The organism is Streptomyces sp. NPDC058751 (genome assembly GCF_042746485.1).
Taxonomy (GTDB): Bacteria; Actinomycetota; Actinomycetes; order Streptomycetales; family Streptomycetaceae; genus Streptomyces.
Window position 1 is genome coordinate 125,794 of record NZ_JBHYPZ010000020.1, and the last position, 24,523, is coordinate 150,316.

General features: G+C 71.8%; 21 protein-coding genes, 1 tRNA gene and 2 pseudogenes. 7 read left to right on the top strand and 17 right to left on the bottom strand.

From position 1 onward, the window contains the following. Positions 1-44: 44 nt before the first annotated feature. A complete protein-coding gene (locus ACFW6B_RS20065; RefSeq protein ID WP_386597820.1) occupies positions 45-1,247 on the top strand; it encodes a TerD family protein in 1,203 nt (400 codons plus the stop codon). Positions 1,248-1,542: 295 nt separating this feature from the next. On the opposite strand, the gene ACFW6B_RS20070 is transcribed toward ACFW6B_RS20065, so the two are convergent. From ACFW6B_RS20070 to ACFW6B_RS20085, 4 genes are all read right to left on the bottom strand, one after another. Further along, on the bottom strand, positions 1,543-3,129 hold the full coding sequence (locus ACFW6B_RS20070; RefSeq protein ID WP_386597796.1) for a TROVE domain-containing protein: 1,587 nt from the start codon (positions 3,127-3,129) through the stop codon (positions 1,543-1,545). A gap of 378 nt (positions 3,130-3,507) precedes the next feature. Further along, positions 3,508-3,577 (bottom strand) — tRNA-Met (locus ACFW6B_RS20075). A 68-nt stretch (positions 3,578-3,645) separates the two neighbouring features. Next, positions 3,646-5,103, bottom strand: a complete 1,458-nt coding sequence (locus ACFW6B_RS20080; RefSeq protein ID WP_386597797.1) for an alkaline phosphatase PhoX — start codon at positions 5,101-5,103, stop codon at positions 3,646-3,648. Between the two features lie 309 nt (positions 5,104-5,412). Beyond that, on the bottom strand, positions 5,413-6,837 hold the full coding sequence (locus ACFW6B_RS20085) for a hypothetical protein (RefSeq protein WP_386597798.1): 1,425 nt from the start codon (positions 6,835-6,837) through the stop codon (positions 5,413-5,415). Between the two features lie 362 nt (positions 6,838-7,199). Between ACFW6B_RS20085 and ACFW6B_RS20090 the strand changes: the two genes are divergently transcribed. Next, positions 7,200-9,026, top strand: coding sequence for an endonuclease/exonuclease/phosphatase family protein (locus tag ACFW6B_RS20090; RefSeq protein WP_386597799.1), 1,827 nt, complete (start codon positions 7,200-7,202; stop codon positions 9,024-9,026). A 157-nt stretch (positions 9,027-9,183) separates the two neighbouring features. Here the strand turns inward: ACFW6B_RS20090 and ACFW6B_RS20095 are convergent, their stop codons facing one another. Both ACFW6B_RS20095 and ACFW6B_RS20100 read right to left on the bottom strand, forming a co-directional pair. Then, positions 9,184-9,915 carry an SRPBCC domain-containing protein gene (locus tag ACFW6B_RS20095; RefSeq protein ID WP_386597800.1) on the bottom strand — a complete coding sequence of 244 codons (732 nt, stop codon included), beginning with the start codon at positions 9,913-9,915 and terminating at the stop codon, positions 9,184-9,186. Between the two features lie 19 nt (positions 9,916-9,934). Beyond that, entirely contained in the window at positions 9,935-10,636 is a 702-nt protein-coding gene (locus tag ACFW6B_RS20100; protein WP_386597801.1) for an ArsR/SmtB family transcription factor, read from the bottom strand. A 201-nt stretch (positions 10,637-10,837) separates the two neighbouring features. On the opposite strand from ACFW6B_RS20100, the gene ACFW6B_RS20105 reads away from it, so the two are divergent. Both ACFW6B_RS20105 and dapA read left to right on the top strand, forming a co-directional pair. Beyond that, a complete protein-coding gene (locus ACFW6B_RS20105) occupies positions 10,838-12,016 on the top strand; it encodes a YihY/virulence factor BrkB family protein (protein WP_386597802.1) in 1,179 nt (392 codons plus the stop codon). A gap of 45 nt (positions 12,017-12,061) precedes the next feature. Beyond that, positions 12,062-13,048 carry a 4-hydroxy-tetrahydrodipicolinate synthase gene (dapA, locus tag ACFW6B_RS20110; protein ID WP_386597803.1) on the top strand — a complete coding sequence of 329 codons (987 nt, stop codon included), beginning with the start codon at positions 12,062-12,064 and terminating at the stop codon, positions 13,046-13,048. Here the strand turns inward: dapA and ACFW6B_RS20115 are convergent. Both ACFW6B_RS20115 and ACFW6B_RS20120 read right to left on the bottom strand, forming a co-directional pair. Further along, positions 13,035-14,234, bottom strand: a complete 1,200-nt coding sequence (locus ACFW6B_RS20115) for a YncE family protein (RefSeq protein WP_386597804.1) — start codon at positions 14,232-14,234, stop codon at positions 13,035-13,037. The two genes, dapA and ACFW6B_RS20115, sit on opposite strands and share 14 nt — an antisense overlap. Beyond that, entirely contained in the window at positions 14,231-14,797 is a 567-nt protein-coding gene (locus tag ACFW6B_RS20120; RefSeq protein WP_386597805.1) for a SigE family RNA polymerase sigma factor, read from the bottom strand. Before ACFW6B_RS20120 ends, ACFW6B_RS20115 begins: the two co-directional genes overlap by 4 nt. 138 nt (positions 14,798-14,935) lie before the next feature. On the opposite strand from ACFW6B_RS20120, the gene ACFW6B_RS20125 reads away from it, so the two are divergent. After that, positions 14,936-15,439, top strand: a complete 504-nt coding sequence (locus tag ACFW6B_RS20125; protein ID WP_386597806.1) for a hypothetical protein — start codon at positions 14,936-14,938, stop codon at positions 15,437-15,439. Positions 15,440-15,442: 3 nt separating this feature from the next. Here the strand turns inward: ACFW6B_RS20125 and ACFW6B_RS20130 are convergent, their stop codons facing one another. From ACFW6B_RS20130 to ACFW6B_RS20150, 5 genes and pseudogenes are all read right to left on the bottom strand, one after another. Continuing rightward, a complete protein-coding gene (locus ACFW6B_RS20130; RefSeq protein WP_386597807.1) occupies positions 15,443-15,814 on the bottom strand; it encodes a hypothetical protein in 372 nt (123 codons plus the stop codon). Between the two features lie 207 nt (positions 15,815-16,021). Next, positions 16,022-17,011: a 2,3,4,5-tetrahydropyridine-2,6-dicarboxylate N-succinyltransferase gene (gene dapD, locus ACFW6B_RS20135; protein WP_386597809.1), complete on the bottom strand. Its 990-nt coding sequence runs from the start codon at positions 17,009-17,011 to the stop codon at positions 16,022-16,024. A 337-nt stretch (positions 17,012-17,348) separates the two neighbouring features. After that, positions 17,349-18,536 (bottom strand): annotated as a pseudogene (locus tag ACFW6B_RS20140) (RNA-guided endonuclease InsQ/TnpB family protein); the annotation flags it as partial. A gap of 181 nt (positions 18,537-18,717) precedes the next feature. Next, positions 18,718-18,867, bottom strand: a pseudogene (locus ACFW6B_RS20145) (TetR/AcrR family transcriptional regulator); the annotation flags it as partial. Between the two features lie 34 nt (positions 18,868-18,901). Further along, on the bottom strand, positions 18,902-19,222 hold the full coding sequence (locus ACFW6B_RS20150; RefSeq protein WP_386597810.1) for a DMT family transporter: 321 nt from the start codon (positions 19,220-19,222) through the stop codon (positions 18,902-18,904). A 228-nt stretch (positions 19,223-19,450) separates the two neighbouring features. Between ACFW6B_RS20150 and ACFW6B_RS20155 the strand changes: the two genes are divergently transcribed. Beyond that, positions 19,451-20,554: an oxidoreductase gene (locus ACFW6B_RS20155; RefSeq protein WP_386597811.1), complete on the top strand. Its 1,104-nt coding sequence runs from the start codon at positions 19,451-19,453 to the stop codon at positions 20,552-20,554. Here ACFW6B_RS20155 and ACFW6B_RS20160 read toward each other — a convergent pair. Continuing rightward, positions 20,543-20,908 carry a VOC family protein gene (locus ACFW6B_RS20160; RefSeq protein ID WP_386597812.1) on the bottom strand — a complete coding sequence of 122 codons (366 nt, stop codon included), beginning with the start codon at positions 20,906-20,908 and terminating at the stop codon, positions 20,543-20,545. The genes ACFW6B_RS20155 and ACFW6B_RS20160 overlap by 12 nt on opposite strands. Positions 20,909-21,252: 344 nt before the next feature. Here ACFW6B_RS20160 and ACFW6B_RS20165 point away from each other — a divergent pair, with 344 nt between their 5' ends. Then, positions 21,253-22,203 (top strand): AbfB domain-containing protein, encoded by a 951-nt coding sequence (locus tag ACFW6B_RS20165; RefSeq protein ID WP_386597813.1) that lies wholly within the window; start codon positions 21,253-21,255, stop codon positions 22,201-22,203. Positions 22,204-22,347: 144 nt separating this feature from the next. Here the strand turns inward: ACFW6B_RS20165 and ACFW6B_RS20170 are convergent, their stop codons facing one another. From ACFW6B_RS20170 to ACFW6B_RS20180, 3 genes are all read right to left on the bottom strand, one after another. Beyond that, complete coding sequence (locus ACFW6B_RS20170) at positions 22,348-22,668, bottom strand: metal-sulfur cluster assembly factor (protein ID WP_103551936.1); 321 nt, start codon at positions 22,666-22,668, stop codon at positions 22,348-22,350. Positions 22,669-22,757: 89 nt separating this feature from the next. Further along, positions 22,758-23,222: a Fe-S cluster assembly sulfur transfer protein SufU gene (sufU, locus tag ACFW6B_RS20175; protein ID WP_037625858.1), complete on the bottom strand. Its 465-nt coding sequence runs from the start codon at positions 23,220-23,222 to the stop codon at positions 22,758-22,760. Between the two features lie 16 nt (positions 23,223-23,238). Continuing rightward, positions 23,239-24,495 carry a cysteine desulfurase gene (locus ACFW6B_RS20180; RefSeq protein ID WP_103551913.1) on the bottom strand — a complete coding sequence of 419 codons (1,257 nt, stop codon included), beginning with the start codon at positions 24,493-24,495 and terminating at the stop codon, positions 23,239-23,241. Positions 24,496-24,523 lie beyond the last annotated feature (28 nt).

A 24,523-nucleotide genomic window follows, 5' to 3' on the forward strand; every position in this document is an offset into this window, starting at 1 on the left:
GGAACGGTAAAACGCCCCCGCTCGTTACCCCAGGCATGACAGCTATGACACCCGGCTCGAACATCCCTCTCCCCGTCTCCCGCGTGACGGTGGACGTCACCGCCCCGGTGCGGCTCGACGTGTCGAGCCTGCTGCTCACCGCCGACGGCAAGGTGCGCTCCGACGACGACTTCATCTTCTACAACCAGCCCACCGGCCCCGGTGTGACCTACCGGTCGGGCGGCGGCAGCGCCCCCGACGCGATCACGGTCGACACGACCGCGGTGCCCCCGGGCATCGAGAAGATCGTCGTCACGGCGAGCCCCGACGCCGCGGGCCAGACGTTCCAGGGCATCGAACCGACGGCCACGGTCCGCAACGCGGACGACAACGCGGTCCTGGCCACCTTCACCCCGCCTCGCCTCGGCACGGAGACGGCCCTGGTGATCGTCGAGATCTACCTCCGCAACGGCGCGTGGAAGGCCCGCGCGGTCGGCCAGGGCTACGCGAACGGCCTGGCGGGCATCGCCACCGACTTCGGCGTGAGCGTGGAGGAGCCCGCCCCGGCCGCCCAGCCCGCCCCCGCCGTACAGCCCCCGGCCCCGGCCGTGGACCCCCGGCTCGCCGCACCGCAGTCTCCGGCCGCTCCCCCGGCCCCGCCCATGCCCCCCGCGCCGCCCGCCGCCACCGGCAAGATCAACCTCGACAAGGGCCGGGTCAGCCTCCAGAAGAACCAGACGGTTTCCCTGGTCAAGGGCGGCAGCCCGCTCCTCTCCAGGGTCCAGATGGGCCTCGGCTGGGAGCCCGCGTTCCGCGGCAAGGACATCGACCTGGACGCCTCGGTCATCGCCTACGGCCCGCAGCGCAACCACATCGACAGCTGCTACTTCGGCAAGCTCTCCATCGTGAACGGCGCGATCAAGCACTCCGGCGACAACCTCACGGGCGAGGGCGGCGGGGACGACGAGGTGATCACCGTCGACCTCGGACGTCTCCCCCAGGAGGTCACCGGCCTGGTCTTCACGGTCAACTCGTTCTCCGGCCAGAAGTTCACCGAGGTCGCCAAGGCCTACTGCCGCCTCATCGACGCCGCCAGCGGCGAGGAACTCGTCCGCTTCGACCTGACCGGCGCCGAGGCCCAGACGGGCGTCATGATGGCCAAGCTGATCAAGCAGTTCTCCGGTGAGTGGGAAATGACGGCCATGGGCGACTTCGTCAAGTCCCGCACGGTCCGAGGCATGGTGAAACCGGCGGCCCAGGCCCTCTGACCCCGCCCGCACCCGGAAGCCGCGTGGGAGGAGCCGCCCCCACGCGGACCGAAACCACGACGCACCCGCAGCCGGCATCCGGCGCAAGGGGCCGTGCCGGTACATCACATGCCCGTCGCCACCGACGACCACACCTCACCCAACGGCGACGGGCGGATGTACCGGCACGGCCCCGACCCACCCACCGGACCGACACCGGACCCACGACGGCCGACGCGCAGGCCCCACAACGGTCGGCGCACAGGACCTGCGCCAGCCGGCGCACAGGACCCGCGAACGCCGGAGGCGAGCGGCCTCAGTCGGCCTGCGCCCACGGCCAGTCGGCGTCCCGCGCCGATTCCAGGAGCGGCACCATCCGGAAAGCCGCGTCCGAGAGCCCCCCGAACGTGTGCCTGTTGCCCTTCCCCGAGGGACCGTGGCCCGCGCGGTAGCCCGCGAGGTTCCACGTGTAGACCGGAACCTGCGCCGGCACCTGCTCGGTCGGGTCACCGTACTGGCTGTACGCGGCCTGCTCGTCGGTGACGACGATGACCCGGTCGTGCTTCTCGTAGTGCTTGCGGACCGCCTCGGTCGTGTTGGTGCCGCCGAGGTCGCCGAACCGTCCGATGACCTTGAGCACGGACTCGCCCGCACGGAACTTCACCCGCTTGCTGGTGGTGCCGAACTCGACGAGGTCCGCGTCCGCCGCCCGCAGCGCGAGCGCCGTACCGAAGATCGCCGCCGCGTCGGCCCGGTTGAGCTCGGAGCGCTCCGAGAGCCGCGAGAAGAACATCGAGCCCGAACGGTCCACGAGCACCAGGGTCCGGCCGGGCAGCGCGGGCACGTTGGCCAGCGAGTGGCCGAGCGCCTGCTCCAGCGGGTACGACCAGCGCAGCGACGGCGCGTGCTGGTAGGCCGCGAGGTAGCGGAACGGGAACTGCCGCGAACGCGCGACCTCCGCCGGGTCACTGATCCTGGCGGCGACCTGTGCCGCCACCTCGTCGCTGACGCCGGCCTCGTCGAAGTTGCGCAGGTTGCGGACGAGCGCCATGGCGCCCATGGACGGGATGACGGCCTCCCAGGCCTCCTTGTCCATCGGCCCCTGGAGCCAGCCGGCCAGCGCCTCCCAGGTCATCCCCGCGTCCGCCAGCCGCCGCGCCCCCTGCGCGCCGGTCACGACCTCGCGCCGCTCGGCGGGCGGCAGCGCCATCAGGTCTCGGTGGGCGGCGAGCACGGGCAGCGACTCGGGGACGACGGCCGTGTCCGGGTTGTGGCGCCGGTCCAGCGCGTACCGGAACAGGTCGCCCTGCCAGGGCTTGTCCGGGTCCGGCGCCGCGTGCACGAGGTTGAGGATGTCGCCGAAGCGGTACCCCTTGGACGCGGTGTCGTACTTCAGCAGCGACTTGCCGTTGTACAGCCGTCGTACGGCGTCGGCGACGCCCCGCTTGACGGGCTTGGGCACGCTGCGGCCGTACCGGGAGGTCCAGTAGGCGAGCAGCTCGCCCGGCTCGTCGGGACGGCGCAGTACGGAGGCGACGACCTGCCGGTTGGACGGGCCGTCGGTGGCACCCGCGTCCAGGCGCGCCTTCACGTACTCGGCGGCGCCCACGAGCGAGGCGGTGCGCAGGTTTCCCTCGCCGCGCAGCCAGCCCAGCAGGCCGGCCGTCCAGGACGGGTCGGTGACGGCGAGTTCGCGCACGAGCACGGCGAACCGGTCGTCGCGGTCGGAGCGGGCCTCGTAGAACGTGTCCGAGAGGAAGTGCGTTACGGCCAGCAGGAAGAGCTCGGAGCGCGCGTCGCGCTCGCGGCCCAGACCGCCCTGGTGCGTCCGCAGCACACGGCCGGTGGACGTCACGCGAGAGGTGGGCTGCGCCTTCGCCGCCTTGTTGTTGAAGCGCGCCATGGTGAATTCCCCCGAATTCGGATGAGTTCCGGAGGGAGGCACAGCAAATGGAGGGTGCCCGAGATCAGGGATCGGCGTCGGCTGCTTATAAACTGGCGCGTCTTCCGTTCCGCCACACCGACCCGAAGTCGATGACGGGATTCGAACCCGCACGAGGTCGTGACCCCACCCGTTCCCGAAGTATCCGCTGCCTGCGCACCGGGCACCCACCATGAGCTGCGCCTCCCGAGATCAATTCGGCGGCGGCGTGGATTCTTTGGAAGAGAAGTAGCCGCGGCCCGCGCACCGGGAGGTGCATGAAGTTGTGGTGTCCAGAGATCGAGATCGGCGGAACCGACGTAGGTGCTCTACCCTCTGAGCTACACCGGCACACAGTGCCGGTGACGGGACTCGAACCCGCGACCGCCCCATTATGAGTGGAAGTAGGTCCTGCCTTCGCACCTGGACGTGCTCCACTTTAGGAGGGCGGCCGCGAACCCGGCGAGCGATTTAATTCCCGGGGAGAGCGGCGGGAGTTCAGCCGCGCTTCTGGCGCTTCCAGGGGCCGGTGACGGCGAGCATGATGCCCGGGTCCTGGATGTTGGCGAAGAGGGTGCGGCCGTCGGGCGAGAAGGTGACGCCGGTGAACTCGCTGTACTCCGGCGCCTCGGCGGTGCCGATGTTGAGCTCGTTGCGGGCGATCGGGTACGTGCGACCGCTCTCGGTGGCGCCGAACAGGTGCTGGACGCCCTCGCCGTCCTCGGCGATGACGAGCCCGCCGTACGGGGAGACGGTGATGTTGTCCGGTCCGTCGAGGGCTCCGTCGACGGACGGGTCGGGGTTCACGCCGATGAGGACCTTCAGCGTCAGGGTGCGGCGCCCCGGGTCGTAGAACCAGACCGCTCCGTCGTGGGCCTGGCCGGGGCTCTCGGCCCGGGCGTAGGAGGAGACGATGTAGACGCCGCCGTCGCCCCACCACATGCCTTCGAGCTTGCGGGCGCGGGTGACCTGTCCTTCGGTGAACTGCTTGCGGACGGACACGGTCTTGGCGTCGCGGTCCGGGACGTCCACCCAGTCCACGCCGTACACCGTGCCGGTCTTCGTGGCGCGGGAGAGGTCGTCGACGAACTTGCCGCCGGAGTCGAAGCACTTGAACGCCTGGAACGCTCCGGCGTCGTCGGCGAGGGTGCGGAGGCGGCCGTGGCCGTGCTCGAAGCCCTGCGGGGGCGTCCAGCGGTAGAGCAGGCCGTTGGGGTTCGAGGCGTCCTCGGTGAGGTAGAGCCGGCCGCGCCTGGGGTCGACGACGACGGCCTCGTGGGCGTAGCGGCCGAGCGCCTTGATGGGCTTGGGGTCCTTGTTGCGGCGGCGGTCCACGGGGTCGACCTCGAACACGTAGCCGTGGTCCTTGGTCATACCGTTCATGCCGGCCTTGTCCTCGGTCTCCTCGCAGGTCAGCCAGGTGCCCCAAGGAGTGCTGCCGCCGGCGCAGTTGGTGGCGGTGCCCGCGACGCCGACCCACTCGGCGACCTTGTCCCGGCGGACCTCGACGACCGTGCAGCCGCCCGAGGCGGCGGGGTCGTAGACGAGACCCTCCGTGAGCGGCACCGGGTAGGTCCACTTGGAGCGGGCGCCGGACAGCTCGTGGTTGTTGACCAGGAGGGTGGCTCCGCGCGGGCCCTCGAACGTGGAGGTGCCGTCGTGGTTGGACGGCGTGAACTCACCCGAGTCCAGCTTGGTGCGGCCGCTGTAGGTGATGACGCGGTAGGAGAACCCGGCGGGCAGCGCGAGGAGGCCCTTGGGGTCGGGGACGAGCGGGCCGTAGCCGACGCCGCCGTGGCGGGCCTCCGCCGGGTTCTCACCCGCGCCCTCGGTCTCCGTCTCGGTGGCGGCGAGCGCGTTGGGGGCGGTGGCGAGGGCGCCCACGCTGCCGGTGAGGACCACGCCCGCGCCGGTGATCGCGGACTGTCTGGCGAAGTCCCTGCGAGAGAGCGACATGTGATGTCTCCTGTGACGGTGGACTCGGACTGTCGTGGGGGTGGCGGCCGGCGGCCTCGGTTCGCGGCACACCGTCCCGCCCTCGCCTGAACGCGAGTTGAACACGCACCGACTTCCGGGGTCCCCCTTGCGTGAATCCACCCGACCCGCGCAGGGGAACGCGGTGCTCCGGGAGACGACCCGCGCCGGGCCGGCTTCCGGCACCCGCTGCCCCATACCCGACGCCCGCCGCCTCACACCCGGCACCCGCTGCCCCACGCCCGGCACCCATCACCGGGCACCCGGAGTCCGCATCACCCCACCGGCGCGTCACACCCCCTGTTGCGACCGGGCCTTGAACGCCGCCTTGCGGGCCTCCTTGGCGACCCTCTTGTCGGGGTGCAGCCGCCCCATGGCCTCCAGGACGTCCGGGGCGGCGGGGTGCTCGACCCGCCAGGCCGTGTCGAAGAAGCCGCTGTGCTGCCGGGCCAGGCCCTCGACCAGGGACCGGAGCTCCGCGGAGTTCCCCTCCGCCGCGAGCTGTGCCGCGACCGTGTCGATGGTCAGCCAGAAGACCATCGCCTCGGACGGCGGGGGCACGTCGGGCACACCGCGCTCGGAGAGCCAGACCCGAGCGAGGCCGCCCAGTTCGGCGTCGTCGAGCACCGCGCGCAGCGCCGGCTCGGCCTCCGCGCCGACGAGCGCGAGGGCCTGCTGGCAGTGCAGGCGGCGCAGCGGGGCGCCCGTGTCCGCGCCGCGCGCCGCGAAGAGCAGCTCCTCCGCGGCGGCGAGCGGTTCACGCCGGGCGAGCCACTGCTCGATCTCGGCCTGCGCGGCGGTCGGGGGGAAACCGGCCGTGGCGTCCAGCAGCGTGTCCGCGCCCTTGTCGGTCAGCTCGCCCACCGCGGGGGCGAGGAGGCCGGCCTCGATCAGCCGGGCGCGCAGTCCGTACAGACCGAGCGGTGTCAGGCGCACCACCCCGTACCGCGACACGTCCATGTCGTCGGCGGAGGCCGGTTCCTCGGCGGCGTCCGCCATCAGGGCCTCGTCGACGGGCCGGAAGTCGACGAGTCCGATGGGCTCCAGCAGCCGGAACTGGTCGTCGAGCCGCATCATGGCGTCCGAGACCTGTTCCAGGACGTCGTCGGTGGGCTCCCCCATGTCGTCGGGCAGGATCATCGAGGCGGCGAGCGCGGGCAGCGGTACCGACACCTCGCCGAGCGCGTCCTCGCCGACGGTCAGCAGGTACAGGTTGCCGAGCACCCCGTCGAGGAACTCGGACTCCGCCTCCGGGTCCCACTCCAGCGAGGAGAGGTCGATCTCGCCCTCCGCGCCCATGGCGTCGACGAGGTCGCCGAGGTCGGGCGCGCTCGCGTCGGCGAGCACGGCGTCGAGGGCGCCGAGCCAGATGCCGAGGACGTCCTGCGGGGCGCCCGAGGTGAGCAGGGCGAGGTCCTCGCCCTGGGTGACGGTGCCCTCCTCCTCGTCCACGATCTCGACGAGCCCGGTGTCCACGGCCGTCCGCCAGGCCTCACCGACGAGGGCGGCCGCGTCGTCACCGGCCAGACCGAGGACTTCGGCCGCCTCGGGGAACTGTTCCTCGACGAGTTCGCCCCCGGCGCCGACCCGGGTGGCGGGGCCCGCCCAGCGGGCCAGCCGCGCGGCGCGGGAGAGCAGCGGCGTGGCCAGCGCGTCCCGCGCGAGCCGCGCCTCGGAGTGCAGCCGCACGGGCGGCAGGGAAGAGCTGTCTGACATCGGCTGGGTTCTCCTCCGAACGACCACGACGAGCAGGGGCGGGCGGGCCAAGCGGTCCGGGGCGCCGGTCCCGCGGGGCACCGGCGGGCCCGAGGGCCCGGAGGCGGCCCGGGGATCCGTGCCGACTGCTCAGCCTAGACGGATTTCCACCCATGCCGCCCGGTTCACGTGTCCGACAGGTCTCGTACACCGTCGAAACCTTGACAACTCCCCTCTTCACACACGAGATTGACGCGCGTAGAAGTTCAACGGCCTTGCGGCCCAACCCCTTCTACGCGCGTCACTGGCCCGCAAGCAGGTCGCGCTCCCCCCACCAGTCCACCCTCGTCCCGACGCTCACGAACGTCCCCGGAGGGATTCCCTTGCCGAGCAAGAGAACCGCGCGCATCGGCGCGCTGACCGTCGCCGCGGTCTGTTCCACCGTCTCCGCCGTCGTACTGACCACACCGGCCCAGGCGGACACCGTCCACATCCACGACATCCAGGGCACCACCCGGACCTCCCCCCTCGCGGGCACGAAGGTCACCGACGTGCCCGGCATCGTCACCGGCGTGCGGACGTACGGCTCGTCCAAGGGGTTCTGGTACCAGGACCCCGCCCCGGACGCCGACCCCGCCACCAGTGAGGGCGTCTTCGTCTTCACCAGCTCCGCCCCCAAGGTCGCCGTCGGCGACTCGGTCACGGTGACGGGCACGGTCTCGGAGTTCGTCCCGGGCGGTGTCTCCACCGGGAACCAGGCGCTCACCGAGGTCACCAAGCCGGTGGTCACCGTCGTGTCGAGCGGCAACCCCGTCCCGGCCGCGGCGGTCGTCGACGCCCGGTCCGTGCCGGCCGACTACGCCCCGGCCGGCGACACCGCCGCGGGCGGTTCGGTCAACGCCCTCCCGCTGGAGCCGGCGAAGTACGCCCTGGACCTCTACGAGTCCCTCGAGGGCATGAACGTCCAGGTCTCCGACGCCCGCGTGGTCACCGCCACCGACCCGTACTCCGAACTGTGGGTCACGGTGAAGCCGCACGAGAACGCCACCCGCCGCGGCGGCACGGTGTACGGCTCGTACACCTCGCAGAACACCGGGCGGATACAGGTCCAGTCCCTCGGCGCGACCACCGACTTCCCGGTCGCGAACGTCGGCGACAAGCTCACCGGTGTCACGGCGGGTCCGCTCGACTACAACCAGTTCGGCGGCTACACCCTCGTCGCAAGCGAGCTCGGTACCCTCCAGAAGGGCGGCCTGGAGCGCGAGACCACCCGGAAGCAGTCGCGCGGCGAGCTGGCGGTGGCGACGTACAACGTCGAGAACCTGGACCCGGGCGACGCCACGTTCGCCGCGCACGCGTCCGCGATCGTGAACAACCTGCAGTCGCCCGACATCGTGTCCCTGGAGGAGATCCAGGACAACAACGGCGCGACGAACGACGGCACGGTGGCCGCCGACCTGACGGTGGGCAAGCTGATCGACGCGATCGTCGCGGCGGGCGGCCCGGCGTACGACTGGCGCTCCGTCGACCCGGTCGACGGCCAGGACGGCGGCGAGCCCGGCGGCAACATCCGCCAGGTCTTCCTCTTCAACCCCGAGCGGGTCTCGTTCACCGACCGCGCGGGCGGCGACCCGACGACCGCCACCGGTGTCACGAAGGTGCGCGGCAAGGCGCAGCTCACCGCGTCCCCCGGCCGCATCGACCCGGCGAACACGGCCTGGAAGAGCAGCCGCAAGCCGCTCGCGGGCGAGTTCGTCTTCCGCGGCCACACGGTCTTCGTGATCGCCAACCACCTCAACTCCAAGGGCGGTGACCAGGGGCTGACCTCGCAGTACCAGCCCCCGACGCGCGGCTCCGAGGTCCAGCGGCACGCCCAGGCGACCGTGCTGAACACCTTCGTCGACGAGGTCCTGAAGACGCAGAAGAACGCCGACGTCATCGCGCTCGGCGACATCAACGACTTCGAGTTCTCCGGGACCGCCGAGATCCTGGAGGGCGACGGCGAGCTCTGGTCGGCGATCAAGTCGCTGCCCAGGAGCCAGCGTTACACGTACGACTACCAGGGCAACGCCCAGGTGCTCGACCAGATCCTGGTCAGCCCCTCGATCCGCAGGGGCTGCGACCTGGAGTACGACAGCGTGCACATCAACTCGGAGTTCTCCGACCAGATCAGCGACCACGACCCGCAGGTGCTGCGGTTCCGTCCGTAGCCGCTGCGGCGATCGGTCCGCGGTCGCCGCGGTGATCGGACCGTAGCCGCTCGGGTGCGCGAGAGCCCGGCCCCGTCGTCCGGGGGGCCGGGCTCTTCGCCCGCTTCGGGCGTCCGCTTCCCGCTCGCCGTGCGCGGCTCCCCGGCCGCGCACCGGGTCAGCCCGGGAAGACCCCGTCGAGCCAGCCCTTCCAGGCGGCCCCGTCGCCCTCGGCGTCGGCGCCGGGCGCGAAGTCGTGGACGCTCATGCCGACCGGCGCGCCCCAGCGGCCCCGCCCGAAGAAGCGGATGAGCGCGCTGTCGGTGCGCAGCCCGATGAAGTACGGGTCGCGGTAGTCGAGCACGGCGTCGAAGCCCTCGCCGCCGGGCCCCTCGGCCCGCACGCGCGCGCCCTCTGCGGTGTCGTCCGCGAGGCCGAGCGCCTTCCCGACGGCCGCGAAGGCGTCGGGGGACGCGGACACCCCGGGCCCGTCGAAGGTCGCGAAGGCCACCGGGCGGCCCGCGAAGTGGGTCACGTACTCGCGCAGGGTGTGCAGATAGAAGTCGGTGTGCTTGTCGGCCCCGTCGTACTGGTTGTCCCAGTCGTCGGTGAAGATGCCGCTGTGCACGTACCGGACCCAGGAGCTCCGGCCGCCGTCGCGGGCCTCGATGGTGTGGTCGATCTGGTTGAGGCTCTGCGTCGGGAACCCGACGTCCTCTGTGCGTACGGTCAGCCGGTGCGGCGGGTCCCAGGTGGTGACGGTGCTGCCGAAGGGCCCGGCACCGCCCTCGCGGGGCTCGAAGTCCATGGGCCACAGCCAGCCGCCGCTGCCGCTGGTGATCGCGTCCCACACGACGCCGGGCGGGACGCCGACCTCGTACTCGCGGGCTACCTCGAATTCCTCGGGCATGATGACGACTCCTGGATGATCAGTGGATGGCTTCGGAACCCGCCGGGACTTCCGCGTCCGCGGACCCGGCGGCCGCTTCGGTCTGAGCCACGGACCCGGCCGCGGTCTGCGCCACGGCTCCGGACCCGGCCGCGGCTTCGGGCCTGACCGTGGGGTGGACGGCGGCGACGATCCGGTGCGGACGCCCGGCCTCCGCGTCCCCGTCGTGGTACTTGCGGATGAGCGCGCTCACGCCGGCGGTCAGCTCCTCGACGAACGCGGCCCGGTCGGCCGCCGACGCGAAGGTCACCTCGCCGTCGAGCGCGTACGTCGCCAGCCGCTTGCGGGCCTTCGCGGCTCCGGTGACGAGGGAGCCGACGTCCCGGACGAGCCGGGCGCCGAGCGCGAGGAGCCAGCGGGCGGAGAGCTGGTCCCGGAAACGGTCCGGATCGGGCTGCACGGCGGCCAGCGCCTGCGGCGAGATGACGTACGACGCCGCGGTCGCGCGCATCAGCCGCTCGGTGACGTTCCCCTTGCGGCGCTCGCCCGCCAGCTCGACCAGACCGTGCCGCTCCAGCGTCTTGAGGTGGTAGTTCACCTTCTGCCGGGGCAGGCCGACCTTGCCGGCCAGCATGGCCGCCGACGCGGGTCCGGCGGCCAGTTCGGCGAGCAGCCGGGCCCGTATCGGGTCCAGCGACACGGCGGCGGCCTCGGCGTCCTCGATCACGGTCACGTCCAACATGACTCCAGGCTCTCACCGAAAACTTTTCTTGTCCAGACGACTTGAATCGTCGGTGAGTCGTGGGCCCGTGCTCCGGGAGGCGGGCGGTCGTTCCGGGAGGCGGGTGTTCCCACAGGGGCGGGTGGTGCCGGCGGGCCGCGTCCGGGGCGTCCGGCCGCTCCCGGGCGGCTTCAGCGGCGGGATCCGGGCAACACGGCCGTCATGGACGAGAAGCGACCGGAATCGAAGCGGCGGGCCCTTCCGGACAGGGACGGGAACGACGGCGCGGACCCGCACGCGGACACGGCCCCGGCCGCCGGCACCGGCACGCGCGGGGACACGGACACGGCGGCGGGGCCCAGGGCGCAGGACCGCCCCGTCCGGCTGCCCGCGCGAGCGTGGTGGGCGGTGGCCCGGCGCACGGCGAGGGAGTTCCAGGACGACGAACTCGCCGACCGCGCGGCCGCGTTGACCTACTACGGCGTGCTGTCACTGTTCCCCGCGCTGCTGGTGGCGGTCTCCCTGCTGGGCGTCATGGGGCAGCGCGTCACCGGCAGGCTCCTGGACAGCGTGGGAGACCTGGCACCGGGCCCGGCCCGTGACATCCTGCGCGACGCGGTGACGCAGCTGGGGAACAGCGGCGGCACGGGCGGGGTGCTGGCGATCGCCGGACTTCTCGCGGCGCTGTGGTCCGCGTCCGGGTACGTCGGCGCGTTCATCCGCGCGTCCAACGCCGTGTACGACCTCCCGGAGGGCCGTCCGGTCTGGAAGGTGACGCCGCTGAGGCTGACGCTCACCGTCACGCTGATGCTGCTGCTGACCGGGAGCGCGATCATCGTGGTGTTCACCGGGCCGCTGGCCGAGCGCGCCGGCGCCGTGTTCGGACTCGGCGACGCGGTGATCGCCGGGTGGTCGGTCGTGAAGTGGCCCGTCCTGCTGGTGTTCGTCGAGCTGATGATCGGACTGCTGTACTGGGCGGCCCCCAACGTCTCCGGCCGCGGCTTCCGCTGGTTCAGCGCGGGCAGCGTCCTCGCCACCCTGGTCTGGCTGGCCGCGTCCGCGGGGTTCGCCGTCTACGTGGCCGGCTACGGCTCGTACAACAAGACGTACGGCACGCTCGCGGGCGCCGTCGTCTTCCTCGTCTGGCTGTGGATCACCAACCTGGCCATCCTCCTGGGCCTGGAGTTCGACGCCGAACTGGCCCGGCAGCGCGCCATCACCGACGGCCGGCCCCCGACCGAGGAGCCCTACGTCGAACCGCGCGACACCCGCAAGTGGCCCCCGCGGCTACGGGCGTTGCGCGCGGCCCGGGAGAAGGTGGAGACGGGGATCACGCCGATGCGCGCGAAGTCCGGCCGGGACACCGCCTACCGTGTAGCACCCGTTGACGATATCTCGTAGAAGATTTAAGTGGAGCTTCACAATGAAGTGGCCGACACTACGTTCATGACCGCTCCGAGGACCGCCACCGCGACCGTCCCCCCTATCGCCCCGGCTCCCGCGGCCGGCCCGCGCCCGGCCCGGCCCGCTCCCCCGTTCGGCCGCTCCGTCTGCGCGATGGTCACGCCGTTCACGCCGGCGGGCGCGCTGGACGTCGACGGCGCGCAGCGGCTCGCCGCGCTGCTGGTGGCCGAGGGGTGCGACGGGCTGGTGCTCTCCGGCACGACGGGCGAGTCGCCGACCACGTCGGACGCCGAGAAGGCCACGCTGGTGCGGGCCGTGCGGGAGGCCGTGGGCGACCACGTGTCCGTCGTGGCGGGGGTGGGGACGGCCGACACCCGGCACACGGTGGAACTGGCCCTGGCGGCCGAGAAGGCCGGAGCGGACGGCCTGTTGGTGGTCGCGCCGTACTACAGCCGACCTCCGCAGGACGCGGTCGAGGCGCACTTCCGGGAGATCGCGGACGCCTCGGGGCTGCCGCTCGTGCTGTACGACATCCCGGGGCGCACCGGGACGCGGATCGAGCCGGAGACGATGGTCCGGCTCGCGGGGCATCCGCGGATCGTGGCGGTGAAGGACTGCGCGTACGACCTGCTCGGCACGCAGAAGGTGCTGGCCCGCACGGAGCTGGCGTACTACGCGGGCTGCGACGAGCAGGTGCTCGCGCTGTACGCGGTGGGCGGCGCCGGGTACGTCAGCACGGTCGCGAACGTCGTGCCGGGTCTGATGCGGTCCGTGCTCGACGCGTTCGACCGCGGCGACACGGCGGGGGCGGCCGGGGCGATGCGGCGGGCCCTGCCGCTGATCGAGGCGATGATGGCCGCGGGTCTGCCCGGCACCGTCACCGCGAAGGCGCTCCTGGCCGCGCTCGGGCTGCCGGCGGGACCGGTCCGCGCACCGCTGCGACCCGCCGACCGGGAGACGGCCGACGGGCTGCGTGCGGTTCACCGCGATGCGGTCGGCGAGGACGCGACGGCGGTCAGCGGGCGCTGAACAAGGGGACCAGCGAGCCCAGTTCGGTCATCAACTGCGACCCGTAGCCGGTGAGCGGTACGACCTTGGAGGAGCCGAGGGTGAGCAGGGCGAGCCGGTGGGGGTGGTCGCCGTCCCGGCTGTTCTCGAAGACGATGAGCCTCTTGTCGTCGGCCCAGGCCAGGAGCGCCATGTTGTCGGGCACCCTGGGCACCGGCTCGCCGGTGGTCATGTCCCTCACCCCTGACGGGTGGACCAGGAACCTCTTGTCGGGTGAGTATCCGGCTCGTTCGAGCTCGAACTTCATCTCGTTCGCGGGCGTGGGCACGCTCTTGCCCGACAGATCGTGGTACTGGCGGTGGGCCTGGGTGGTGATGTGCTCGTAGAGCAGCGCGCCGTCGGCACTGAACCGGAAGTCGGAGCGGTCGCCGATGGGGCGTCCCCACTCGTCCTTCCAGTCCGGCGCCTGGTGCCACGTCCCCTGCCCGGAGGCCACGTCGATGACGCTGAACCCGGTCCGGCAGGCCACGCCCTGGAGCCACCAGCCGTTCTCGCCGTCGGGTCCGCTGGTCCTGATCCGGCGGCTCCAGTAACGCCGGTCCGGATCGCTGGAATACGTCGTGGCGACGATCTTCCTGCCGTCGGGCGAGAAGGCGACACCGGCGACGCCCTGCGGTACCGGGATCCAGCGGCGGACCTCTCCGGTCGCCAGGTCGAGCAGCCCGACGCGCCGCGCGGGGAGCCGGCGCTCCAGGACGGCCACCGTGCGTGTACTCGGCGCGGCGGCCATGACGGACCACCGTGTGTCCTGCACGTACCGGCCGGTCCGCTGGTCGAGCCGGTGGTAGGTACGCGTGAGGAGCTCGTCCTTCTGCGACTGCTTCACCATCGACTGGAGGCTGAACGCGGCGAGCACGACGTTGCCCGCGGCGACCTTTTCGCGCGGTGGATACTCGTCGGGCCGGGCGACGATGTCGCTCCGGTCGGTCCGGCCCGCCGGGCGCACGTCCTGCCCGCCGCCGTCGAGCCGCGGAACGGCCACCGTCACGGCGATGGCCGCCACGGTCGCCAGCGCGGCGCCGACGATCGTACGGGTCCTGCGGCGCCGACGGACGGCCAGCACACGGCCGGCGAAGCCCGGCGGTGTGCTCGGGGTGTTCCCGGCCTGCTCCCGGAGCGTGTCGCGGAGGAGTTCTTCGACGTTCACCGGTGCACCTCCACGGGCGAGAAGTCACGGGACGGCGGCTGCGGCGCGCGGTCCGGGCCGAGTGCGGCCAGTTCGGGGGCGAGTGTCCGCAGCCGGGCGAGCGAGCGATGGGTCGTGGAGCGCACGGTTCCGACGGAACAGCCGAGGAGCCGGGCCACCTCGGCCTCGGGCAGGTCCTCGAAGTAGCGCAGCACGAGCACGGTGCGCTGCCGCGCGGTGAGCCGGGCCAGCGCGCCCCGCATGACGACCCGCAGTTCGGCGGCCGAGGCGTCCGTGCCGGGGACCGCGGGACCGTGTGTCTCGGGCGGTTCGGCGACGCTCAGTTCCCGTCGCGGCCACTTCAGCCGCCAGCGGCTCACCTGCTGCCGGTACAGGATCCGCCGTACGTACGCCTCGGGCTCGTCGATCCGGTTCCAGCGGCCCGCGACCTTGATCAGCGCGTTCTGCAGCAGGTCCTCACCGGCGTGCCGGTCTCCCCCGCTGAGGAGCACCGCGGTCTTCAGCAGCGCGGACGACCGGTTCGCCACGAAGTCCCGAAAAGTCTCATCGGCTTCGGCATCCATCGTCACCTTCTCGTTCCCGGTGGCCCCTTGCGACCCACCCCTGTGCCCCTGGTGACGTGCGCCGCCGCTTCCCGCTATGCCTCCGAGCCGAAAAGAATTGCGGATGTCCCCACCCCCGGCGTCCTCTACGGTGACCCGATGAGCCGCCCCCTGCTGTTCCTCGACGTCGACGGCCCGCTGAATCCGTACGCGGCCCAGAAGGAGCGCCGGCCCGCGGGGTACACCACGATCCGCGTGGCCCTGCACCCCGGTCGGCCGCTACGGGTCTGGCTGCATCCCGACCACGGCCGCGCCCTCCTGGCCCTCGGCTACGACCTGTGCTGGGCCACCACCTGGATGGACTCCGCGAACCGCTGGATCGCCCCCGTGATCGGCCTGCCCGAGCTCCCCTACGTCGACTTCACCGGGGCCCTCTTCGCCGAGCGTCCCGACGGCGTCCACTGGAAGACGGAACGCATCGTGGCCCACGCCGGGGGCCGCCCGTTCGCCTGGGTGGACGACGAACAGAGCCCGGCGGACGAGGAGTTCGTGGCCGCCCACCACCCGGCCCCCGCCCTCCTGCGCCACGTGGACCCCCGCCTGGGCCTGCGCGGGCCCGACTTCGAGGCCCTGGCGGAGTTCGCGGCGGACCTGGGCGCCTAGGCCCTAGGGCGTGCCGGTTCCGGCCTCGCGGAGCGTCCGGGCCAGCAGCAGGGCGCCTCCGGCCGCCGCCCCCACGGCTCCCACGGCCAGGAAACCGCCGGAGGAACGCCAGGACAGCACCGACCACCGGGACTGCGCGGAGAACAACGATCCCGTGCTCAGCCACGACCCGGTCGAGATCAGCGACAGGGCGGACCCGATCGAGCCGACCGACAGGGCACTTCCGATCGAGCCGACCGACAGGGCCGAACCGACGGACCCCACGGACAGCACCGAACCCACCGAGCCGATCGACAGCACGGAATCCTGCGACCACAAGGACAGCACCGAACTGGAGGAGGTACGACGGACCGGCCGCGCGGACAGTTTTGTCATGAGGCCATCCTGCCCGCCGGCCCCGCCGTCCCGCGAGGCCGCCGGCGGACGACACGGGCGTCGGCGTCCTTCCGCCCCGGAAACCCCGCGAGCGCCCTCCCCGGCCGTCCTCGGGCCGTGGAAGGGCGCTCGGCACCGACCGGCGCCGGATGCCGGCAGGTCGGGGCGTCGACCGGACGGACGGCCGCGCGTCACGGCCGTCGTTGATCAGTTGTGGCTGTGCAGGACCTCGTTCAGGCCGCCCCAGACCGCGTTGTTCGGGCGGGCCTCGACCGTTCCGGTGACCGAGTTGCGGCGGAACAGGATGTTCGAAGCCCCGGACAGTTCGCGGGCCTTGACGACGTCGCCGTCGGGCATCGTCACGCGCGTGCCGGCCGTGACGTACAGCCCAGCCTCGACCACGCACTCGTCGCCGAGCGCGATGCCCACGCCCGCCTCCGCACCGACGAGGCAGCGCTCGCCGATGGTGATGCGGACGTTGCCGCCGCCCGACAGGGTGCCCATGGTGGACGCGCCGCCGCCGATGTCCGAACCGTCGCCGACGACGACACCGGCGGAGATGCGGCCCTCGACCATGGAGGTGCCGAGCGTGCCCGCGTTGAAGTTCACGAAGCCCTCGTGCATGACGGTCGTGCCCTCGGCGAGGTGCGCGCCGAGGCGGACCCGGTCGGCGTCGGCGATGCGGACGCCCTTGGGGGCGACGTAGTCCGTCATGCGCGGGAACTTGTCGATGGAGGTCACCTGGAGGTGCAGGCCGGCGGCGCGCGCGTTCAGCCGGACCGTCTCGACGGCGTCGACGGCGACCGGACCGAGCGAGGTCCAGGCGACGTTGGCGAGCAGCCCGAACAGACCGTCGAGGTTCTGCCCGTGCGGCTTGACCAGGCGGTGCGAGAGGAGGTGCAGGCGCAGGTACGCGTCGTGCGCGTCGAGCGGCTTGTCCTCCAGCGAGGCGATGACCGTACGGACCGCGACCACCTCGACGCCCCGGCGGGCGTCCGGGCCGACGGCCTGCGCGGCTCCCTCGCCGAGCAGTTCCACGGCCCGCTCGGCGGACAGCCGCTCGGTGCCGGCCGGGCCGGGCTCGGCGGACAGTTCGGGGGCGGGGAACCAGGTGTCGAGAACGGTGCCGTCGGCGGTGAGGGTGGCGAGCCCGGTGGCGACGGCGCCGGTGGTACGAGAAGCAGTCGTGTCGGTCATGGGTGCAACCTAACTTGACGGGGGCCGCGCGGGCGAACCGGTGCGCGGGCCGTCTCGGCAACCGGGCATCCGGCCACCGCCCCGGACCGGCTCCGACTCCGGCTCCGGCGCCGGTCCCGGCTCCCCTCACCCCTCCCCTCCACCCGGCGCAGGGCGGCGACCATGAGGTCGTCGAGGGTCTTGAATTGACATCCTCCCCCTCTTGAAAGAGGGGGATTCCAGCCCGTGTGGGTTGGGGTTCACGGGTGTTCGAGCGGCTGGTGGCCGTTGTCACCCCTCCGGCACCGGCTGTTCGCCGGGGGCGGGGGATCCCGCCCTGTCCTGCCGCGACGTTGACTGCTGCGTTGGTGTCCGCGTTGCAGGTGAAGCCGCAGGAGGAGCAGACGAACCCGGCTTGGCTCTTGCGCGAGTCCTTGTCGATCCAGCCACAGACGCTGCAACGCAGACTGGTGTAGGGGGCGGGGACGTCCTCGACCCGGCCGGGTGCCTTGTGCCCGGTGCGTCGCCGGAGCAGGCCCCAGCCCTGGGCGAGGATCGCCCGGTTCAGCCCGGCCTTTTGGGCGACCTTCCGGCCGGGTTCCGCCATGGTGCCCCTGGCCGAGCGGGTCATGTTCTTGATGTTCAGTTTCTCGAACCGCACCAGGTCACAGGTGCGGGCGAGCATCGTGCTGGTCTTCTCGCACCAGTCCCTGCGCCGGTCCGCCTCACGCGCCTTGATACGGGCGGCCCGGCGCTGGTGCTTGCGGATCCGGGCGCGTTCCCTGGCGGTGAGCTGCGGGCAGTTCAGTTTCCGGCCGTCGGAGAGGGCGGCGGTGATGGCCACGCCCCGGTCGATGCCGATGACCTCACCCGTGCCGGGCCCCTCGATCGGTACAGGGATGACGGCGAAGGCGATGTGCCACTGGTTGTTGCGGAAGGTGACGCGGAACGTCTTCGCCTTCGGTAACTGAGATCCCCTGCCGTTGCGGCTGAGCCGGAAGCGGACCCAGCCGCAGCCGGGCACCTTCACCCGCGCCCACCTGCGGTTGAGTTTCTGCACCACGACCGAGCGGCCCATGACCTGCTTTCCGGTCTTCGCGTTGAGCCTCGGCGAGCCGTCCGCCTCGAACTCCCCGATGCGGTCGGTACCGATGACGCGAAAGCCCTCGTGCACGTGCTTCCGGCGCCAGGTCGGCTCACCGAACCCGGAGGTGAAGCGGGCGTTCTTGGCTGTGGCGAAATCCTTCAGGGCCTGCTGCTGCACATCGGCGTTGCCCGAGGCCAGCCACTCGTTGTCGCGCCGGGCCTCGGTGAGCTGACGGCACTGCTCGGCGAAGCCGGGCGCCGCCCTGCGGCCCCGGTACCAGTGCGCGTGCTGCTCGACGGCGAGGTTCCAGACGTACCGGGCGTGCGCGCAGTGGCCGAGCATGACGCCCGCCTGCTCACTCGTCGGGTACATCCGAAACCGTGCCATGACCGTGAACCTAGCCCGCACGTTCCCCGGTCGCCCACGCCATCGACCGACATCACCCGCGCGAGTGACCATTCCCGGCCACCGTCCCGCCCGACCACCGTCGACTCCGAGTTGCCGCACCTGCTCAAGGCCGGCCTCGCCGCCGTCTCCCCCGAGACGCCGAATCGCCCTGGGGGCGATTCGGCTTCACCTGCCCCGCTCCGCGGGAGCGGGCATTCACCCCGGCCCTGAAGGGCCGGTCACCTTGCCCGAAAGCAAGGTGGTACGTGGTGGAGCCGAGCGGCACATCGGCCTCGGCCGCGACGGAGCGGTGGCTGAGCCCGGCGATACCCCGGGCGCCGACGACGCGGATCGCCGCGTCGATGATCCGCTGCCGCCGCTCCGGGTCGTACCGCCGCGCCATCAGCGTGCGCCGTCCGCCGCGGCGGGCCCGGCCGTCAGTGCGCCCCGCCCAGGTTCAGCAGGACGACACCGCCGATGATCAGGACGATCCCGGCGGCCTTCGCGACCGTGAGGCCCTCGCCGAGGAACAGCGTGCCGATCACCGCGATGGCGGCGGTGCCGACACCGGCCCAGATCGCGTACGCCGTGCCGACCGGCACGGTCTTCAGGGTCTGCGCCAGCAGCGCGAAGGCGACGACGTACCCGAGGACGGTCACCAGGGAGGGCCACGGTCTGCTGAAGCCCTCCGTGTACTTCATCGCGGTGGTCGCGCCGACCTCCGCGGCGATGGCACCGGCGAGCAGCGCATACCCCATGTGTACGACTGTACACATGGGGTACGTCCGACGCGTAGGGCCGTGCGCGTCCGGCGCCCGTGGCCGTGCGCGTCCGGCGCCCGTGGCCGTGCGCGTCCGGCGCCCGTGGCCGTGCGCACATGAATCTTGTATATGCCATGGGCATCATGCGCCCCAGGGGCTATCGTTCGCGATCACAAGGGGGCCGGAGTCGAACAGACTCCCGACGAGACGTGGAGCGCTAGGGGCATGTCGGACAGTTCTGGGTGGGGGCCGTCGGGGCCGTCGGGACCGTACTGGGGGGCTCCGGGCGGCTGGGGCTGGATGCCGCCGCCACCGCCCAAGCCAGGTGTGATCCCCCTGGCCCCGCTCGGGGCGGACCACATCCTCGGCGGCGCCTTCGTCACGATGCGCCGCTACGCGAAGCCGCTGTTCGGGATCGCCTTCGCGGGCATCGCGGCCCTTGCCGCCCTGAACCTGGGCCTCCTCTACGCCGCCTACCTCTCGACGAAGACCCAGCTGGACCGCATGACCGCGGCGCCCCGGTCCATCGACTGGGCCGATCTGCGCACCGTCCTGATCGTGTTCGGCACGGTCTGGATCGTGGGCATGCTGGTCTCGCTGGTGGCGAGCTCCTTCGTCCAGGCCTCCTCGGCCGCGACCCTGCACGACGCCGTTCTCGGGCGACGGGCTCCCGTGGGCGCCGTGTGGAGGCGCGCCTGGTCGCGGACCCCGTCCGTGCTCGGGGTGACGCTGCTGATGGGCCTGGTCGTAGCGCTACCGATGGTGGTCCTCTTCGTGGTGTTCGGGATGCTGCTGGCTACGGTGGCGAGCAGGGCTCCGCTCGTGGCGTTCAGCCTCTTCCCCCTGGTCGCGCTGCTCGTGATACCGCTGGCCGTCTGGCTGTTCGTCCGGTTCAGTTTCGCCCCGGCCGCCGCCGTCCTGGAGGGGGCGTCCCCGGTGACGGCGATGCGCCGGTCGGCGCGACTGGTCCGCGGTGCGTGGTGGCGTACGTTCGGCATCCTGCTGCTGGGCGGCCTGATCACCCTCATCGTCTCCATCGTGGTCGACCTGCCGCTCCAGATGGCGGTGTCGGCCCCGCGACCGTACGACCTCTCGTCGGCGCAGGAACCCGCGAGCGTGACCCAGATCTACGCGCAGCTGCTGCCCGCCGTGGGGCGCTCCCTGGTGTTCTCGACGATCGCGAACGTCTTCGTCCAGCTCTTCGCCCTGGTGTTCATACCGCTGGTGAGCAGTCTGCTGTACATCGACCAGCGCATCCGCCGGGAGGGCCTGGCGGACGTGCTGCTGCGCGCGTCCGCCGCCGCGGAGACGCCCGGCTCAGTCCAGTAGCGACTTCTTCGGCCGCAGCACGCAGAACTCGTTGCCCTCGGGGTCGGCGAGAACGGTCCAGGTCACGTCCTCGCCCTGGCCCACGTCCGCCCGGCGCGCCCCGAGGGCGAGGATCCGCTCGACCTCGGCGGCCTGGTCGTCCGGCGCGAGATCGATGTGGAGCCGGTTCTTGACGGTCCTGCGCTCGCCGACGGGTACGAAGCAGATCCCGGGGCGCGCGTGCGCGTCGGAGCCGATGACGATCTCGTCGTCGTCCTCGAACAGCACACGCCAGTCGAGGACCCGGCACCAGAAGCGGGCGAGCGCAGGCAGGTCGTGGGCGTCGACGACCAGCTGGTGGAAGGAGACGGCCATGGACGGCAGTCTCCCCCGGTGGCGAGGACACCGCCACCAGAGGCACCGACGTGCGCACCGGTCCGCCCGCCCCGGCGGGCACTCTCGCCCCCGGACGTCGGCGGGACATCGCCCGGACGAGCCCCGCACTGCCCAACTCCCCTCGCTCTGTGGGTGATTGCCCGAAAAGAGCTGCAGGTAAATACCCGCACGACCGCTGGAAACGACTGCTCAGTAGTCACCGGTTCCACTACTGTTTCACCCGCCGCGCACCGGGCCTCCATGAACGCCCGCTCCGTGCGCCGCACCTCCTCACCCTCGCTTCGCCCCTCACGCGCTCGCTCTCCCCCCCTCTAGGAACGCGCATGCCTGAAGTGACGCCCGGATCCGGTCCCGACGGGTCCACCCCCTCCAGGGAGATCGTGCCCTGGCGCCCCACCCCGCGCGGCGCGCCCTACCCGGTGTCGGCCGATCTCGTCCCCGTGCCCCCGCCGCCCTGGGAGGCGGTGGGGGCGGACGTCGAGGACGGGCTGCCGGGAACGCGCCGGCTGTGGCTGGCCGGCGGGCTCGCGGCGGCCGTCACCATCGCCGTCATCGCCGTGATCTCCGTATCAGGCACGCACTCTGACGCATCGTCACGCGGTACGGGCAACAGGACCGCGTCCGACACGGCGAACCCCTTCCTCCTCGGCGCCCCGGCTCCCGCCGGATCGACCACCGCCCCCGCGGGCAAGAGCGCGCTGTCCTCGCCGGGGACCTCGCTCTCGGCGTCACCGGACTCCGCGTCACGGAACCCCGCGTCGCCAACGCCCTCGGACCGGAGCTCCGGCGGCACCGGGGCACCGGCGCCCGCCGCGTCCGGCACCGCCTCCACGCCCCGGCCGGCCCCGGCGCTGAAGTCCGTCCAGGCGGTCAACTACCCCGATCGCTACTGGTATCTGAGCGGAGGTCAGATCCTGCTCGCCCCGGTGAGTTCGCGCAGTACGGCCGCGACCCGGCGGGCCGCCAGCTTCAAGGTGGTCCCCGGGCTGGCGAAGTCCTCCTGCTACTCCTTCGCCACCTCCGACGGCTCCTACCTGCGCCACCGCGACTTCCGGCTGCGCGCCGACCGCGACGACGGCTCCGCCCTGTTCCGGCAGGACGCCACGTTCTGCCCCCGGCCGTCCCGCCGCTCGGGCGCCGTCAGGCTGGAGGCGGTCAACTACCCGGGTTGGTTCCTGCGGCACCGCGACTTCCGGCTCGGCCTGGAGCGTCACGAGCGCGGCCGGCTCTACGGGGCGGACTCGTCCTTCCGCCTGGTGCGGGGCTGGGCATGAGGCCGGGGCCGGCCAGGGCCTGAGGCCGGGGCCGGCCGGTCCAAGCCCGGGCCCGGGGCTCTCACGCGGGAAACACGAGGGGGCGGCACCCGAAGGTGCCGCCCCCTGCGAGGTGTTCGGGGACCGAAGTCCCGGACCGGGGTCTCAGACGTTGAACCCGAGCGCGCGAAGCTGCTCGCGGCCGTCGTCCGTGATCTTGTCCGGGCCCCACGGCGGCATCCAGACCCAGTTGATGCGCAGCTCGTTGACGAGGCCGTCCGTGGCGGACTTGGCCTGGTCCTCGATGACGTCGGTGAGCGGGCAGGCCGCGGACGTCAGGGTCATGTCGATCGTCGCGATGTTCGCGTCGTCGATGTGGATGCCGTAGATGAGGCCGAGGTTGACGACGTCGATGCCCAGCTCGGGGTCCACGACGTCGTAGAGCGCCTCGCGGACCTCTTCCTCCGAGGCCGGCTTCGACGTCAGGCCCTCGCCCGCCGCGGCGGTGCCGGCCGGCGCGACCGCGGAGCCGTCCGATGTCACCGCGGTCTCGTCCGATGTCACAGTGTTCTCGCTCATGCCGTCTTCCTCTCGGCGCTCTCGCCCAGAGCCTGGGCCGTCGCGTCCTTCCACGCCATCCAGCTCAGGAGGGCGCACTTGACCCGGGCCGGGTACTTGGAGACACCGGCGAACGCGACCGCGTCCTCCAGCACCTCCTCCATCGCGTCGTCGGGCTCGATCCGGCCCTTGGACTGCATCAGTTCCAGGAAGGTCTCCTGGATCCTCTGCGCGTCGGACACGTCCTTGCCGACCAGGAGGTCGTTCAGTACGGAGGCCGATGCCTGGCTGATCGAGCAGCCCTGGCCCTCGTACGAGATGTCCTCGATCCGCTCGCCGTCGTACTTCACGCGCAGGGTGATCTCGTCACCGCACGTGGGATTGACGTGGTGCACCTCGGCGTCGCCGTCCCTGAGACCGCGCCCGTGCGGGTGCTTGTAGTGGTCCAGGATGACTTCCTGGTACATCGAATCCAGCTTCACGTTCCCAGCCAGCCCCTCAGCCGAAGAAGTTCCGTACGTGCTCCAGGCCGTCGACCAGAGCGTCGATCTCGGACGGCGTGGAGTACAGGTAGAACGACGCTCGCGTGGTCGCAGGAATTCCGTAACGGAGGCAGACGGGCCGCGCGCAGTGGTGGCCGACGCGGACCGCGATGCCCTGCTCGTCGAGAACCTGGCCCACGTCGTGCGGGTGGATGTCGCCCAGCGTGAACGAGATCGCCGCGCCGCGGTCCTCGGCCGTGGTGGGGCCGATGATCCTCAGGTCGGGGACCTCCGCGAGCCGCTTCACCGCGTACTCGGTGAGGGCGTGCTCGTGGGCGAGGATCTTGTCCATGCCGATCGAGTTCAGGTAGTCGATCGCCGCGCCGAGGCCGACCGCCTGCGCGATCGGGGGCGTGCCCGCCTCGAACTTGTGCGGCGCCGGGGCGTAGGTCGACGAGTGCATCGACACGGTCTCGATCATCTCGCCGCCGCCGAGGAACGGCGGGAGGTCCTCCAGGAGTTCCTGGCGGCCCCACAGGACGCCGATGCCCGTCGGACCGCACATCTTGTGGCCGGTGAAGGCCACGAAGTCGGCCTGGAGGGCCTGGACGTCGAGCGGCATGTGCGGCGCGGCCTGCGACGCGTCGATCAGGACCAGGGCGCCGACCTCCTGGGCGCGGCGCACTATCGCCTCGACCGGGTTCACGGTGCCCAGGATGTTCGACACCAGCACGAAGGAGACGATCTTCGTCTTCTCCGTGATGATCTCGTCGATGTTCGACAGGTCGAGGCGGCCGTCGTCGGTGAGGCCGAACCACTTCAGCTTCGCACCCGTGCGCTGCGACAGCAGCTGCCACGGGACGATGTTGGAGTGGTGCTCCATCTCCGTGATGACGATCTCGGTCTCGTGGTCCACGCGGTAGGGCTCTTCGGCCCAGCCCAGCATGTTGGCCACGAGGTTGAGCGACTCGGAGGCGTTCTTGGTGAAGATCACCTCGTCGCGGCTCGGCGCGTTGATGAACGCGGCGATCTTGTCGCGCGCGCCCTCGTACAGTGCCGTGGCCTCCTCGGCGAGCACATGCACACCGCGGTGGACGTTGGCGTTGTAGCGCTCGTAGTACTCGCTCAGGGCGTCCAGCACCTGGCGCGGCTTCTGCGAGGTCGCCGCGTTGTCCAGGTACACGATCTTCTTGCCGTCGTGGACCTGACGGTCCAGGATGGGGAAGTCCTTGCGGATCGCCTCGGTGTCGAGGAGGCCCGGCAGCTGCGTCACGCGGATACGCCACCCTTCGTGTAAGCCT

Excerpts from the sequence above, each read along its gene's own strand:
- ACFW6B_RS20065 (WP_386597820.1), top strand. The coding sequence starts at position 45 with ATGACACCCGGCTCGAACATCCCTCTCCCCGTCTCCCGCGTGACGGTG.
- ACFW6B_RS20070 (WP_386597796.1), bottom strand. The coding sequence starts at position 3,129 with ATGGCGCGCTTCAACAACAAGGCGGCGAAGGCGCAGCCCACCTCTCGC.
- ACFW6B_RS20080 (WP_386597797.1), bottom strand. The coding sequence starts at position 5,103 with ATGTCGCTCTCTCGCAGGGACTTCGCCAGACAGTCCGCGATCACCGGC.
- ACFW6B_RS20085 (WP_386597798.1), bottom strand. The coding sequence starts at position 6,837 with ATGTCAGACAGCTCTTCCCTGCCGCCCGTGCGGCTGCACTCCGAGGCG.
- ACFW6B_RS20095 (WP_386597800.1), bottom strand. The coding sequence starts at position 9,915 with ATGCCCGAGGAATTCGAGGTAGCCCGCGAGTACGAGGTCGGCGTCCCG.
- ACFW6B_RS20100 (WP_386597801.1), bottom strand. The coding sequence starts at position 10,636 with ATGTTGGACGTGACCGTGATCGAGGACGCCGAGGCCGCCGCCGTGTCG.
- ACFW6B_RS20105 (WP_386597802.1), top strand. The coding sequence starts at position 10,838 with ATGGACGAGAAGCGACCGGAATCGAAGCGGCGGGCCCTTCCGGACAGG.
- dapA (WP_386597803.1), top strand. The coding sequence starts at position 12,062 with ATGACCGCTCCGAGGACCGCCACCGCGACCGTCCCCCCTATCGCCCCG.
- ACFW6B_RS20120 (WP_386597805.1), bottom strand. The coding sequence starts at position 14,797 with ATGGATGCCGAAGCCGATGAGACTTTTCGGGACTTCGTGGCGAACCGG.
- ACFW6B_RS20125 (WP_386597806.1), top strand. The coding sequence starts at position 14,936 with ATGAGCCGCCCCCTGCTGTTCCTCGACGTCGACGGCCCGCTGAATCCG.
- ACFW6B_RS20130 (WP_386597807.1), bottom strand. The coding sequence starts at position 15,814 with ATGACAAAACTGTCCGCGCGGCCGGTCCGTCGTACCTCCTCCAGTTCG.
- dapD (WP_386597809.1), bottom strand. The coding sequence starts at position 17,011 with ATGACCGACACGACTGCTTCTCGTACCACCGGCGCCGTCGCCACCGGG.
- ACFW6B_RS20150 (WP_386597810.1), bottom strand. The coding sequence starts at position 19,222 with ATGGGGTATGCGCTGCTCGCCGGTGCCATCGCCGCGGAGGTCGGCGCG.
- ACFW6B_RS20155 (WP_386597811.1), top strand. The coding sequence starts at position 19,451 with ATGTCGGACAGTTCTGGGTGGGGGCCGTCGGGGCCGTCGGGACCGTAC.
- ACFW6B_RS20160 (WP_386597812.1), bottom strand. The coding sequence starts at position 20,908 with ATGGCCGTCTCCTTCCACCAGCTGGTCGTCGACGCCCACGACCTGCCT.
- ACFW6B_RS20165 (WP_386597813.1), top strand. The coding sequence starts at position 21,253 with ATGCCTGAAGTGACGCCCGGATCCGGTCCCGACGGGTCCACCCCCTCC.